This is a genomic window from Citrobacter sp. Cf132 (assembly GCF_030333885.1).
In the GTDB taxonomy this organism is placed as follows: Bacteria; Pseudomonadota; Gammaproteobacteria; order Enterobacterales; family Enterobacteriaceae; genus Citrobacter; species Citrobacter freundii.
The window spans coordinates 131,703-145,019 of record NZ_JAOWFA010000040.1 but is presented as its reverse complement, the minus strand read 5'-3'; the positions used below and the strand labels follow the sequence as shown (position 1 = coordinate 145,019).

The 13,317-nt window shown below is 51.1% G+C and carries 11 protein-coding genes and 1 pseudogene; 10 read left to right on the top strand and 2 right to left on the bottom strand.

Annotated features, from left to right (window positions below; translation table 11 throughout):
- Positions 1 to 15 precede the first annotated feature (15 nt).
- The 6 genes and pseudogenes from ycjR (at position 16) to OGV85_RS05535 (ending at position 6,875) form a co-directional block, all read left to right on the top strand.
- Positions 16 to 804 carry a 3-dehydro-D-guloside 4-epimerase gene (ycjR, locus tag OGV85_RS05560; protein ID WP_061547968.1) on the top strand — a complete coding sequence of 263 codons (789 nt, stop codon included), beginning with the start codon at positions 16 to 18 and terminating at the stop codon, positions 802 to 804.
- A gap of 10 nt (positions 805 to 814) precedes the next feature.
- Positions 815 to 1,871, top strand: a pseudogene (gene ycjS / locus OGV85_RS05555) (D-glucoside 3-dehydrogenase).
- Complete coding sequence (locus OGV85_RS05550) at positions 1,868 to 4,144, top strand: glycoside hydrolase family 65 protein (protein WP_156485348.1); 2,277 nt, start codon at positions 1,868 to 1,870, stop codon at positions 4,142 to 4,144. Before ycjS ends, OGV85_RS05550 begins: the two are co-directional and overlap by 4 nt.
- A complete protein-coding gene (gene pgmB / locus OGV85_RS05545) occupies positions 4,141 to 4,809 on the top strand; it encodes a beta-phosphoglucomutase (protein WP_061547969.1) in 669 nt (222 codons plus the stop codon). The genes OGV85_RS05550 and pgmB overlap by 4 nt, the downstream gene beginning before the upstream one ends.
- A gap of 10 nt (positions 4,810 to 4,819) precedes the next feature.
- Complete coding sequence (locus tag OGV85_RS05540; RefSeq protein ID WP_003840768.1) at positions 4,820 to 5,902, top strand: ABC transporter ATP-binding protein; 1,083 nt, start codon at positions 4,820 to 4,822, stop codon at positions 5,900 to 5,902.
- Between the two features lie 67 nt (positions 5,903 to 5,969).
- Complete coding sequence (locus OGV85_RS05535) at positions 5,970 to 6,875, top strand: OmpG family monomeric porin (RefSeq protein ID WP_061547971.1); 906 nt, start codon at positions 5,970 to 5,972, stop codon at positions 6,873 to 6,875.
- Between the two features lie 32 nt (positions 6,876 to 6,907).
- Here OGV85_RS05535 and OGV85_RS05530 read toward each other — a convergent pair whose 3' ends face one another.
- Positions 6,908 to 7,918 carry a LacI family DNA-binding transcriptional regulator gene (locus tag OGV85_RS05530; RefSeq protein ID WP_003843961.1) on the bottom strand — a complete coding sequence of 337 codons (1,011 nt, stop codon included), beginning with the start codon at positions 7,916 to 7,918 and terminating at the stop codon, positions 6,908 to 6,910.
- 228 nt (positions 7,919 to 8,146) lie between these two features.
- On the opposite strand from OGV85_RS05530, the gene pspE reads away from it, so the two are divergent.
- The 4 genes from pspE to tyrR all read left to right on the top strand — a co-directional run bounded on the left by pspE (position 8,147) and on the right by tyrR (position 12,753).
- Positions 8,147 to 8,464: a thiosulfate sulfurtransferase PspE gene (pspE, locus tag OGV85_RS05525; protein ID WP_032949398.1), complete on the top strand. Its 318-nt coding sequence runs from the start codon at positions 8,147 to 8,149 to the stop codon at positions 8,462 to 8,464.
- A 142-nt stretch (positions 8,465 to 8,606) separates the two neighbouring features.
- Positions 8,607 to 10,004, top strand: coding sequence for a YcjX family GTP-binding protein (locus OGV85_RS05520; protein ID WP_003020444.1), 1,398 nt, complete (start codon positions 8,607 to 8,609; stop codon positions 10,002 to 10,004).
- Positions 10,001 to 11,062: a YcjF family protein gene (locus tag OGV85_RS05515; RefSeq protein WP_061547972.1), complete on the top strand. Its 1,062-nt coding sequence runs from the start codon at positions 10,001 to 10,003 to the stop codon at positions 11,060 to 11,062. The genes OGV85_RS05520 and OGV85_RS05515 overlap by 4 nt, the downstream gene beginning before the upstream one ends.
- A 146-nt stretch (positions 11,063 to 11,208) precedes the next feature.
- A complete protein-coding gene (gene tyrR / locus OGV85_RS05510; RefSeq protein ID WP_003020438.1) occupies positions 11,209 to 12,753 on the top strand; it encodes a transcriptional regulator TyrR in 1,545 nt (514 codons plus the stop codon).
- 53 nt (positions 12,754 to 12,806) lie between these two features.
- Here the strand turns inward: tyrR and tpx are convergent, their stop codons facing one another.
- Positions 12,807 to 13,313 (bottom strand): thiol peroxidase, encoded by a 507-nt coding sequence (gene tpx, locus OGV85_RS05505; protein WP_003020437.1) that lies wholly within the window; start codon positions 13,311 to 13,313, stop codon positions 12,807 to 12,809.
- Positions 13,314 to 13,317 lie beyond the last annotated feature (4 nt).

Here is a 13,317-nt window from a genome sequence, read left to right as displayed (position 1 = left end):
TAAGGAATGCAGAAGATGAAAATTGGAACACAGAATCAGGCTTTTTTCCCGGAAAATATTCTCGAGAAATTCCGTTACATCAAAGAGATGGGATTCGACGGTTTTGAAATTGACGGTAAGTTGCTGGTCAATAACCTTGATGAAGTAAAAGCGGCGATCAAAGAAACAGGTTTGCCTGTTACCACTGCCTGTGGAGGATATGACGGTTGGATCGGTGATTTTATCGAAGAGCGTCGTTTAAACGGGTTGCGGCAGATTACCCGCATTCTCGAAGCGCTGGCCGAAGTTGGCGGACAAGGCATTATTGTACCTGCTGCATGGGGCATGTTTACCTTCCGCCTACCGCCGATGACCTCTCCGCGTAGCCAGGAAGGCGATCGTAAAGCTATCAGTGATTCATTGATTTATCTTGATAAAGTTGCCGAGCGTACGGGGACGGTGGTGTATCTGGAACCGCTCAACCGCTATCAGGATCATATGATCAACACCCTGGCGGATGCCCGTCGCTATATCGTGGAAAATAATCTAAAGCATGTGCAAATCATTGGTGATTTTTACCATATGAATATCGAAGAAGACGATATGGCACAGGCGCTGCACGACAATCGCGATCTGCTGGGTCACGTCCATATTGCGGATAACCATCGTTATCAGCCGGGAAGCGGTACGCTGGATTTCGCTGCACTGTTTGACCAGTTACGTGAAGATAATTATCAGGGCTACGTTGTGTACGAAGGGCGCGTACGAGCAGAGAATCTGCCGGAAGCGTATCGTCAGTCACTGACCTGGCTGCGTACTTGCTAAGAGGATTTCCGTGAAAAGTGCACTGACAAGCGCTCCGTTACGTGTCGCCATTATTGGCGCCGGGCAGGTGGCGGATAAAGTTCATGCTTCGTACTACTGCACCCGCAACGATCTGGAACTGGTGGCTGTCTGCGACAGCCGCCTGTCACAGGCGCGGCTGTTTGCAGAAAAATACGGTAATCCGCAGGTTTGGGACGATCCGCAAACGATGCTACGCGAAGCTAAGCCAGATATCGTCAGCATCTGCTCGCCCAATCGCTTTCATTATGAACACACCATGTTGGCGTTGAACGCTGGATGCCATGTGATGTGCGAGAAACCTCCGGCAATGACGCCAGACGAGGCGCTGGAGATGTGCAAAACAGCGCGTCGGGTGGGAAAAGTACTGGCTTATGATTTTCATCATCGTTTTGCGCTGGATACGCAACTGCTTCGTGAGCAGGTGATGGCCGGTATTCTGGGTGAAATCTATGTCACCAATGTCCGCGCTTTGCGCCGCTGCGGCGTGCCCGGCTGGGGAGTGTTTACCAACAAAGAACTGCAGGGCGGCGGGCCGCTGATTGATCTCGGTATTCATATGCTTGATGCCGCCATGTATGTGCTGGGGTTCCCGGCGGTAAAGCGTGTTAACGCGCACAGCTATCAACGCATTGGCACGCTTAAAAACAGCGGTCAGTTTGGGAAATGGGATCCCACTACATATACCGTGGAGGATTCTTTGTTCGGCACGATTGAATTTCATAACGGCGGTATCCTGCGCCTGGAAACCTCTTTCGCGCTGAATATTCCTGAACAATCGATTATGAACGTTAATTTCTGCGGCGATTTGGCGGGGGCGACGTTATTCCCGGCCCAGGTTTACACCGACCGTGATGGTGCGCTTGACGTGCTGCTTGCGCGCGAGATGGCTGATGACAACCGTCATTATCGCAGCATGGAAGCCTTCGTTAACCATGTCCAGGGCGAGCCTGTCACTATTGCTGACGCAGAGCAGGGCGTCGTTATTCAACAAACTGGTTGCCGCACTGTACCAATCGGCTGAAACAGGGACCTACGTAGACTTATGACGAAGCCAGTAATGCTAACTGAACCGGCTTTTTGCCCACATAGCCTGAATAAATATGCGTCACTCATGACGACCGGTAACGGGTATATGGGAATTCGCGCCAGCCACGAGGAAGCTTACACCTTACAGACTCGTGGCATGTATCTGGCTGGGTTGTATCACCGTGCGGGTAAAGGCGAAATTAATGAACTGGTTAATCTACCCGATGTAGTCGGAGTGGAGATCACGCTTAATGGCGAGATTTTCTCGCTAACCAGCGGCGTGATTGAAAGCTGGCATCGCGAACTGGATTTTGCCAGCGGGGAATTGCGCCGTGCGTTTATCTGGCATGCACCTGGCGGGGCGCGTTTTGCTATTGAGAGTCGGCGGTTTGTCTCGGCACAGAAGCTGCCGCTGTTTGCTATGGAAGTGGTCGTAACGCCACTGGATGCCGATGCCAGCATTGGTATCTCAACCGGTATTGATGCCACGATCACCAATCATGGCCGTCAGCATCTGGATGAAACACAGATTAGAGTCTTTGGTCAGCATCTTCTGCAGGGCATTTACACAACCCAGGACAATCGCAACGATATCGCGATCACCTCATATTGTGACGTCGACGGCGCAGCGCAGCGCTGCTTCACCGCGAAAGAACGTCGGTTGTTACAACACAACACCGTGCAGGCGCAAGCCGGGCAGCGCGTCACGCTGACGAAAATGAGTTGGGTTGACTGGACGAGCGAACGCAACCTGTCGCTTGAGACCTGGGGACGCCAGTCGCTGCGTAATATTGAAGCATGCTCGCAACAGGGATATGACGCTCTGTTGGCTGAGTCGAGCACCAACTGGCATGCCTGGTGGCAAACTCGTCGCGTTCAGGTTACCAGTTCTGATATTAGCGATCAGCGCGCGCTGGACTATGCCCTCTATCATCTACGTGTGATGACCCCAGACCATGATGAGCGCAGCAGTATTGCGGCCAAAGGTCTGACGGGTGAAGGGTATAAAGGCCACATCTTCTGGGATACTGAGGTCTTTTTGTTACCGTTTCACTTGTTTACCGAACCGAAAACCGCGAGAGGTCTATTGCGTTACCGCTGGCATAATTTGCCGGGCGCGCGTGAGAAAGCCCGCCGTAACGGTTGGCAAGGCGCGCTGTTCCCGTGGGAAAGCGCTCGCAGCGGTGATGAGGAAACGCCTGAATTCGCGGCGATCAACATCCGTACCGGGCTGCGGCAAAAAGTGGCCTCCGCACAGGCTGAACATCACCTCGTGGCGGATGTTGCCTGGGCGGTAATCAATTACTGGCATGTCACAGGGGATCTAAACTTCATGACCCGAGAGGGCATGACGCTGCTGCTGGAAACGGCGAAGTTCTGGATTAGCAGGGCTGTCATGGTCAACGATCGTTTAGAGATCCACGATGTGATTGGCCCGGATGAATACACTGAGCATGTGAACAACAATGCGTTCACCAACTACATGGCCTGGTACAACGTAGAGCAGGCGCTGGGTTTTGCCCGTCGGTTGGGCTGTGGCGATGGCACGTTTATTCATCGCGCAGAGCATTTTTTACAGTATCTCTGGCGACCGGAAGTGCAGCCCGATGGCGTGCTTCCTCAGGATGATACCTTCCTGAACAAACCGGTTATCGATCTGTCGCAGTACAAAGCCAAAGCGGGCAAGCAGACCATTTTGCTCGATTACTCCCGTGCAGAAGTCAATGAGATGCAAATTCTTAAACAGGCTGATGTCGTGATGCTGACCTACATGTTGCCGGAGCAATTTAGCCCGCAAACCTGTCTGGCTAACCTGCGTTATTACGAGCCACGTACGATTCACGACTCCTCTTTGAGTAAGGCGATTCACGGGATTGTGGCTGCGCGTTGTGGTGATTCGGCTCAGGGATATCGGTTTTGGCGCGAAGGTTCGCTAATCGATCTCGGGGATGACCCGCACAGCTGCGATGATGGTATTCATGCGGCGGCAACGGGCGCAATCTGGTTGGGTGCTATCCAGGGATTTGCCGGAGTGAATGTTCGCCATGGGGAGTTACATCTTGCCCCTGCATTACCGGAACATTGGCAAACACTGTCTTTCCCACTGCGCTGGCAGGGTATCGATTTGCAGGTAACCATCAATGCAACTGAAATCCGCATTAACAGCGCCGAGCAGATTACTCTTTGGGTAAAAGGGGAAAAGATCTCTGTTCAGGGGGAGATAGTTATCTGCAATGACGCCATTATTTCGCCCACTTATGGGACCGCTTCCACGGAAGGGGATGATGAATGATCCTCAAACCACAGGCCATCATTTTTGATTTAGATGGCGTGATTACCGACACTGCACATCTGCATTTTCTCGCCTGGCGGCAGGTAGCCGGTGAAATAGGGATTGCGATTGACGAGCCATTTAATGACAGCCTGAAAGGGATTAGTCGCGGCGAATCGCTACAGCGTATTTTGCAATATGGCGGGAAAGCGGGGGAGTTTACACCTGAGGTTTGCGCACAATTGGCCGAGAGAAAAAACAGACTGTATGTCCATTCTTTGCGCCAGTTGACGGTGAACTCGGTATTGCCGGGAATACGTGAGCTGCTGATGACGTTGCGGGAAGAGCGGATTCCGGTGGGGCTGGCCTCTGTGTCGCTCAATGCCCCTGCGATTTTACAAGCGCTTGATCTTAAATCTTATTTTGATTTCTGTGCGGATGCCGCGCTAATTTCTCGCTCGAAACCGGATCCGGAGATTTTTCTGGCAGCCTGTGCGGGCCTTGGCGCTGACCCACAGCAGTGTATTGGCATAGAAGATGCTCAGGCGGGTATTGATGCGATCAACGCCTGCGGCATGCTCTCTGTTGGCATTGGTACGGGGCTGAACGGAGCAAGCTTGCAACTTCCTTCAACCGAATTTCTGACGTGGCCGTGCTTATCGGCTCTCTGGCAACACGACAAGTAAAGGATTCAACATGGCACAGCTTTCGTTGCAACACATTCAAAAAATTTACGACAACCAGGTACACGTCGTTAAAGACTTCAATCTGGAAATTGAAGACAAAGAGTTTATTGTTTTTGTTGGCCCTTCAGGCTGTGGGAAGTCAACGACGTTGCGCATGATCGCCGGTCTGGAGGAGATCAGCGGTGGCGATCTGCTGATTGACGGTAAACGGATGAACGATGTGCCGGCGAAATCGCGCAACATTGCGATGGTCTTTCAGAACTACGCGTTGTACCCGCACATGACAGTCTATGACAACATGGCGTTTGGCCTGAAAATGCAGAAAATTGCCCCTGTCGTGATTGAGGAACGTGTCAACTGGGCGGCGCAAATCCTTGGCCTGCGCGATTATCTGCAACGTAAACCGGGTGCGTTATCCGGTGGTCAGCGTCAACGTGTGGCACTGGGGCGTGCGATTGTTCGTGAGGCAGGGGTCTTCCTGATGGATGAACCCTTATCGAATCTCGATGCCAAACTTCGCGTACAGATGCGGGCAGAAATCAGCAAGCTGCATCAGAAACTCAATACCACCATGATATATGTTACCCACGATCAAACAGAAGCCATGACGATGGCGACGCGTATTGTGATTATGAAGGATGGTATTGTTCAGCAGGTTGGTGCGCCGAAAACAGTTTATAACCACCCAGCAAATATGTTTGTCGCAGGATTTATTGGCTCACCGGCCATGAACTTTATTCGTGGCGCGATTGACGGTGATAAGTTTGTTACTGAAACACTAAAATTAACGATTCCAGAGAATAAATTAGCACAATTAAAAGCACAGGGTTATGAACATCAGGCGGTCACGCTGGGAATTCGCCCTGAAGATATACTTCCGCAGCTTAATAATGAAAATAGTGTACCGGCAAAAATTAGCGTTGCAGAATTAACTGGCGCTGAATTTATGCTTTATACCATTGTTGGGGGGCATGAGTTAGTGGTCCGTGCTGGGGCAGTGAATGATTATCACGCAGGAGAAAACATCACTATTCATTTTGATATGGCGAAATGCCATTTCTTTGATACTGAAACTGAAGTGGCTATTCAATAAAATTCCGGGGGATAATAATCCCCCGCGCCTTGGGGCATTTTTGCGAGTATTTTAACAAGGAATAATAATGAAAACCCTACTGTCCGCGACTGCGCTGATTATGAGCGCGGGAATGGCCTGCGCGCAGGCTGCTGAAAAGAATGACTGGCACTTTAATATCGGTGCTATGTACGAAATAGAAAACGTTGAAGGTCAGGGCGAAGATATGGATGGACTGGCTGAGCCGTCCGTCTATTTTAATGCGTCTAATGGGCCGTGGAAAATATCGCTGGCCTATTACCAGGAAGGACCGGTTGATTACAGCGAGGGCAAGCGCGGTACATGGTTTGACCGCCCTGAACTGGAAGTCCGCTATCAATTCCTTGAAAGCGAAAATGTTAATTTCGGTCTGACCGGTGGCTTCCGTAATTACGGTTATCACTATGTCAATGAACCCGGAAAAGACACTGCTAATATGCAGCGCTGGAAAGTGCAGCCAGATTGGGATGTTAAACTTACTGATGACCTGCGCTTTAGCGGCTGGTTTGCGATGTATCAATTCGTTAATGATTTGAGCACCACCGGCTACTCTGATAGCCGCGTCGAAAGTGAGAGCGGGTTGAATTATACGTTTAACGAAACAGTAGGATTAACGGTCAACTATTACCTTGAACGCGGCTTTAATCTGGCGGACTCGCGTAATAATGGTGAGTTCTCAACCCAGGAAATTCGTGCTTATCTGCCTCTGTCCTTCGGCAATACAACCCTGACGCCGTATACCCGTATCGGGCTTGATCGCTGGTCAAACTGGGACTGGCAGGATGATCCTGAACGCGAAGGCCATGATTTCAATCGCCTCGGTTTACTGTATGCGTATGATTTCCAGAACGGTTTATCAATGTCTCTGGAGTATGCTTATGAGTGGGAAAATCATGACGAAGGTGAAAGCGACAGGTTCCATTATGCTGGTATAGGCGTGAACTACGCATTCTAAAAATGAACAGGGGCATTATTATGCCCCTGTTTTTACACCAGTGAATCGGCCAACGATATTTGCGTGCTCACCGTGATATTCTGTAATCCTTTTTCACCTGCAATCAGATTAAATAATAAATTACAACTTTGTTCACCCAACTGCTGAGTAGGTACATCAATTCCACCAGGAACTGGTGTGAGCATAAAAGAAAGTAGCTCATTACTATAGCCTACAACGGCAAGTTGCTTTGGAATGGAAATGTTTTTCTCGGCCGCTACGCGATATAAACTCATTAACTTCAAGCTGTCTGTCGCAAATACGGCATCGGGTAACGGTTGCTGACTAAGTAATTTTCGAGAAGCAAGTAGGGCGGTTTCATGAGTATACCCCCCGTCAATAACCCACTCATCGCGCATTTTAATGTTATGTGCCTGAAGGCTGGCTTTATAACCGTTAACGCGATCGATAGAAACATGAACGTCAAGCGGTGCATGCAAACAGGCTATATTACGGTGGCCACTCTCAATCAGCGCATTTGTCAGCGTAATACTGTCGCGATAATTATCGGTGTCTACAGAATAGACATTAGTGTAGTCACCTTCAACCTTCCCGATAACCACAACCGGGACGTTGTATTTATCCAACCGAGCAAAAAATGATTCATCGGCAGGAGAGCTCAGCATAATGATCCCTTTGATCAACTTCTGCTTAATTTTGCTCTCACATTTTTGTAAATCATCTTCGGTGCTTCGCGACGTCTGCAATATGACATCAAAACCGACTTCTTCAGCCTTGGCAGTAATTGCATGCAATACTTCAGAGAAAAACGGATTACCGGCAGTTGTCTTTGCAGAACGGGTGGATATCACCATTATTGCATCAAACCCGGAAGAGGTAAGCGCGCGAGCAAGTTTATTCGGCTGATACTGTAACTCATCAATTGCGCGCAGCACCTTTTCAAGCGCCTCCGGCGAGATGTTGGTTTGCTTATTAAGCACGCGCGATACCGTGGATTTTGATACACCAGCGGCTCGTGCAATATCATAAATGGTAGGAGACATAGATCCCAAGCTCCGTCCGAGAGTCAATGGCGGACATATTATGGAGTTAAGTGGCGAATGACAACAATCTCGGAATGCGGGTAGGAAAATCAAAAGGCTAATCGCACTATGTGCGTGCTGAGGAACAATCGTCCACGGGTGCGGACGGTGATAATGCGGTCGCAATATTTTCTTAAGAACTGGCGTATAGTGTAGGGGTTAAATCCAACTATCAGTCAGGAAGATATTATGTTGAAGAAAAGCGTATTAGCGTTGGCACTGCTTATTGGCATGCCGGTTTATGCTGCCGAGCACTGGATTGATGTTCGCGTTCCTGAACAGTACCAACAGCAGCATATTCAGGGGGCTGTCAACATCCCGTTAAAAGAAATCAAGGCACGTATCGTAACTGAAGTTCCAGATAAGAACGATACCGTGAAGCTCTATTGCAACTCCGGGCGTCAATCAGGGCAGGCGAAAGATATGCTGACTGAAATGGGCTACACGCAGGTGACCAACGAAGGTGGCATCAATCAGATAGCGCTTCCTAAAGTAGAGAATAAATAAACCGCCCACATTCATTCTGCTACAGGCGGTAAGAATAATGCCGCCTGATACAGCTCAGGTAGTTGATAAGTAAGAATTGACCCCTATCTTTACTTCCTGTTTGTTATAATTTCTTCGGTTCCTTCAGCAAAACGGGATGGCGATGAAGCGACTTAAAAATGAATTCAATTCGCTGGTTAATCGCGGCGTAGACCGGCATTTACGCCTGGCTGTCACCGGACTTAGCCGGAGCGGTAAAACGGCGTTTATCACCGCAATGGTAAATCAGTTACTCAATATTCATGCCGGTGCGCGTTTGCCGTTGCTCAGTTGCGTGCGCGAAGAGCGTCTGCTTGGCGTTAAACGGGTTCCACAACGCGACTTTGGTATTCCGCGCTTTACCTATGATGAAGGACTGGCGCAGCTGTATGGCTCTCCGCCGACCTGGCCGACACCAACGCGCGGTGTGAGTGAAATTCGTCTGGCGCTGCGTTACAAGTCTAATGACTCATTACTGCGCCACTTTAAAGACACCTCCACGCTGTACCTGGAAATCGTCGATTATCCGGGGGAGTGGCTGCTCGATTTACCGATGCTGGCCCAGGATTATTTGAGCTGGTCGCGGCAAATGACCGGATTATTACAGGGTCAGCGTGGCGAATGGTCGGCAAAATGGCGGCAGTTAAGCCACGGGCTCGATCCACTGGCACCTGCTGACGAAAACCGTCTGGCGGAAATCGCTGCTGCCTGGACGGAGTATCTGCATCAATGCAAGCAGCAGGGACTGCACTTTATTCAGCCGGGCCGTTTTGTTCTGCCAGGAGATATGGCGGGCGCGCCTGCGTTGCAATTCTTCCCGTGGCCGGACGTTGATGCCTGGGGAGAATCGAAGCTGGCGCAGGCAGATAAACACACCAATGCGGGCATGCTGCGCGACAGGTTTAATTACTACTGTGAAAAAGTCGTGAAGGGATTTTATAAGAATCACTTCCTGCGCTTTGATCGTCAGATTGTGCTGGTCGATTGCCTGCAACCGCTCAACAGCGGGCCACAGGCGTTTAACGACATGCGTCTGGCGCTGACCCAACTGATGCAAAGTTTCCATTATGGACAGCGCACGCTGTTTCGTCGGCTGTTTTCTCCGGTGATCGACAAACTGCTGTTTGCCGCCACCAAAGCCGACCACGTCACCGTCGATCAGCACGCCAATATGGTGTCGCTATTGCAGCAGTTAATTCAGGATGCCTGGCAAAACGCTGCGTTCGAAGGTATCAGCATGGATTGTCTGGGGCTGGCATCGGTGCAGGCAACCACCAGCGGCCTGATCGATGTGAAAGGTGAAAAGATCCCCGCGCTGCGTGGTAATCGTCTGAGCGATGGCGAACCGCTAACCGTTTATCCGGGGGAAGTGCCCGCGCGTTTACCTGGACAGGCATTTTGGGACAACCAGGGCTTTCAGTTTGAGGCGTTTCGCCCGCAGGTGATGGATGTCGATAAGCCCTTACCGCATATCCGTCTTGATGCCGCGCTGGAGTTTTTGATAGGAGATAAATTGCGATGAGCGAGCCGTTAAAACCGCGTATCGATTTCTCAGGTCCGCTGGGCGTGGAACAAAATGCGGCGTTTAAAGCGCAGCAGATGTTTAATGAAACGGAGGCGCAGACTTTTTCTCCGGCGACAGTGGATGAACCACTGGAAGACGAAGGTCAGGCAGAAGCCGTTATTGATGCGGCCCTTCGCCCTAAACGCAGTCTGTGGCGTAAGATGGTGATGGGTGGCCTGGCGCTGTTTGGCGTGAGCGTTGTCGCTCAGGGTGTGCAGTGGACTATGAATGCCTGGCAGACTCAGGACTGGGTCGCGCTGGGAGGATGTGCCGCAGGCGCATTGATTATCGGTGCAGGGGTTGGATCGGTGGCGACCGAATGGCGCCGGCTATGGCGATTGCGTCAGCGCGCGCACGAGCGCGATGAAGCGCGAGATCTGCTCCACAGCCATGGAACCGGAAAAGGTCGTGCATTTTGTGAAAAGCTGGCGCAGCAGGCGGGCATCGATCAGTCTCATCCGGCATTGCAGCGCTGGTATGCCTCAATTCATGAAACGCAGAACGATCGTGAAGTGGTTAGCCTGTATGCTCATCTGGTGCAGCCGGTACTGGATGCGCAGGCCCGACGTGAGATTAGTCGTTCAGCGGCAGAGTCCACGCTGATGATTGCCGTCAGCCCGCTGGCGCTGGTGGATATGGCGTTTATCGCCTGGCGCAATCTGCGGCTGATTAATCGTATTGCTTCGCTGTATGGCATTGAGCTGGGTTATTACAGCCGCCTGCGTTTGTTCCGTCTGGTGCTGTTGAATATCGCTTTTGCCGGGGCCAGTGAACTGGTGCGGGAAGTAGGGATGGACTGGATGTCGCAGGATTTAGCCGCCCGCTTATCGACACGTGCAGCTCAGGGCATTGGCGCGGGCTTATTAACGGCGCGTCTGGGTATCAAAGCCATGGAACTATGCCGACCGCTACCGTGGATCGATGATGATAAGCCTCGGCTGGGTGATTTCCGCCGCCAACTGATTGGTCAGGTGAAAGAGACCTTACAAAAGAATAAATCTCCGCGCGAAAGTTAGCTATAAACAGGCGCCGATCGTTTAACTTTACGCCCCGGCGCCCAATTTTCCAGCTAGCTGTCAATATTTGTTGACAGAGTTCTTCCTGCAAACCAAATACTGTCTTATCATTTAACACATAATCCCTTGTCCAGGTGAAGGTTCCTATGCGTTTGGAAGTCTTTTGTGAAGACCGTCTTGGTCTGACCCGCGAACTGCTCGATTTACTGGTGCTGAGAAGCATTGATTTACGCGGTATCGAGATTGACCCCATCGGGCGAATTTACCTTAATTTTGCGGAGCTGGAGTTCACCAACTTCAGCAGTCTGATGGCTGAAATCCGCCGTATTTCAGGGGTTACGGATGTGCGTACCGTACCCTGGATGCCTTCCGAACGTGAACATCTGGCGCTTAGTGCGCTGCTTGAAGCGTTGCCAGAACCGGTCCTTTCTCTGGATATGAAAAGCAAAGTCGAGATGGCGAACCCTGCGAGCTGTCAGCTTTTCGCGCATACTCAGGATCGGATGCGCAATCATACCGCCGCCCAGTTAATAAATGGGTTTAACTTCCAGCGCTGGCTGGAAAGCAATCCGCAGGATTCCCAGAGCGAACATGTCGTGATTAACGGACAGAATTTCCTGATGGAAATTACGCCTGTCCATTTGCAGGGCGAAAATCAGGAGCAGATGCTGACCGGTGCGGTGGTGATGTTGCGCTCCACTATCCGAATGGGACGTCAGCTGCAAAATATGACTACGCAGGATCTCAGCGCGTTTAGCCAGATTATTGCCGTCAGCGCCAAAATGAAACACGTGGTGGAACAGGCGCGCAAGCTGGCGACGTTGAGCGCGCCGCTGCTGATTACCGGTAATACCGGCACCGGCAAAGATCTCTTTGCTCATGCCTGCCACCTGGCAAGTCCGCGTGCGTCAAAACCGTATCTGGCGCTGAACTGCGCGTCAATTCCTGAAGATGCGGTTGAAAGCGAGCTGTTTGGCCATGCGCCGGAAGGTAAAAAAGGCTTCTTTGAGCAGGCGAATGGCGGTTCGGTTCTGTTAGATGAAATTGGCGAAATGTCGCCACGTATGCAGACCAAATTGCTGCGTTTTCTCAATGACGGCACATTCCGTCGTGTGGGAGAAGATCACGAAGTTCATGTTGATGTTCGCGTGATTTGCGCAACGCAAAAGAACCTTGTGGAACTGGTGCAGAAAGGACTTTTCCGTGAAGACCTCTATTATCGTCTTAATGTACTAACGCTAAACCTGCCGCCGCTGCGCGATTGCCCACAAGATATTATGCCGCTTACCGAACTGTTTGTGGCGCGTTTTGCCGACGAGCAGGGCGTGCCGCGTCCGAAACTGTCCGCAGATCTCAGCACGGTACTAACTCGTTATGGTTGGCCGGGCAACGTGCGTCAGCTTAAAAATGCGATCTACCGGGCGCTGACCCAGCTAGAAGGCTATGAGCTGCGACCACAGGATATTTTGCTGCCGGATTACGATGCGGCAACGGTTGCTGTCGGAGAAGAGGTGATGGAAGGGTCGCTGGATGAAATCACCAGCCGCTTTGAACGCTCCGTGTTGACGCAGCTGTATATGAATTATCCCAGCACGCGCAAGCTGGCCAAGCGCCTCGGCGTTTCGCATACTGCGATTGCTAACAAATTGCGTGAGTATGGACTGAGCCAGCAGAAAAAAAGCGAAGAGTAATGCCGTAAATGAAAATGCCTCCATGCGGAGGCATTTTTGTATGCAGACGCAGCTTACGCTTTCAGTACGTCCAGCGCAGCAGTGTAGTCTGGTTCGTTGGTGATTTCATTGACCAGCTGGCTGAAAACAACGTTATCATTTTCATCAATAACGACCACGGCACGTGCGGCCAGGCCTTTCAGCGGGCCTTCAGCGATTTCAACACCGTAGTTTTTCAGGAATTCTGCGTTGCGCAGGGTGGACAGCGTGATAACGTTGCTCAGACCTTCCGCGCCGCAAAAACGAGAGTGGGCGAATGGCAGGTCGGCTGAGATGCACAGTACGACGGTATTGTCGATTTCTGTCGCCAGTTGGTTAAACTTACGTACCGATGCCGCGCAAACGCCGGTATCGATGCTTGGGAAAATATTCAGCACTTTGCGCTTGCCTGCGAACTGGCCCAGCGTAACGTCAGACAGGTCTTTAGCCACAAGGGTAAAAGCCTGAGCTTTGCTTCCAGCCTGAGGAATAGAGCCGGCAACTGCAACCGGGTTGCCCTGGAAATGAACGGTTTGTGACATGGTT

What these genes read in the sequence shown, in the direction of transcription:
- ycjR (WP_061547968.1), top strand. Translation starts at nt 16, where the DNA reads ATGAAAATTGGAACACAGAATCAGGCTTTTTTCCCGGAAAATATTCTC.
- OGV85_RS05550 (WP_156485348.1), top strand. Translation starts at nt 1,868, where the DNA reads ATGACGAAGCCAGTAATGCTAACTGAACCGGCTTTTTGCCCACATAGC.
- pgmB (WP_061547969.1), top strand. Translation starts at nt 4,141, where the DNA reads ATGATCCTCAAACCACAGGCCATCATTTTTGATTTAGATGGCGTGATT.
- OGV85_RS05540 (WP_003840768.1), top strand. Translation starts at nt 4,820, where the DNA reads ATGGCACAGCTTTCGTTGCAACACATTCAAAAAATTTACGACAACCAG.
- OGV85_RS05535 (WP_061547971.1), top strand. Translation starts at nt 5,970, where the DNA reads ATGAAAACCCTACTGTCCGCGACTGCGCTGATTATGAGCGCGGGAATG.
- OGV85_RS05530 (WP_003843961.1), bottom strand. Translation starts at nt 7,918, where the DNA reads ATGTCTCCTACCATTTATGATATTGCACGAGCCGCTGGTGTATCAAAA.
- pspE (WP_032949398.1), top strand. Translation starts at nt 8,147, where the DNA reads ATGTTGAAGAAAAGCGTATTAGCGTTGGCACTGCTTATTGGCATGCCG.
- OGV85_RS05520 (WP_003020444.1), top strand. Translation starts at nt 8,607, where the DNA reads ATGAAGCGACTTAAAAATGAATTCAATTCGCTGGTTAATCGCGGCGTA.
- OGV85_RS05515 (WP_061547972.1), top strand. Translation starts at nt 10,001, where the DNA reads ATGAGCGAGCCGTTAAAACCGCGTATCGATTTCTCAGGTCCGCTGGGC.
- tyrR (WP_003020438.1), top strand. Translation starts at nt 11,209, where the DNA reads ATGCGTTTGGAAGTCTTTTGTGAAGACCGTCTTGGTCTGACCCGCGAA.
- tpx (WP_003020437.1), bottom strand. Translation starts at nt 13,313, where the DNA reads ATGTCACAAACCGTTCATTTCCAGGGCAACCCGGTTGCAGTTGCCGGC.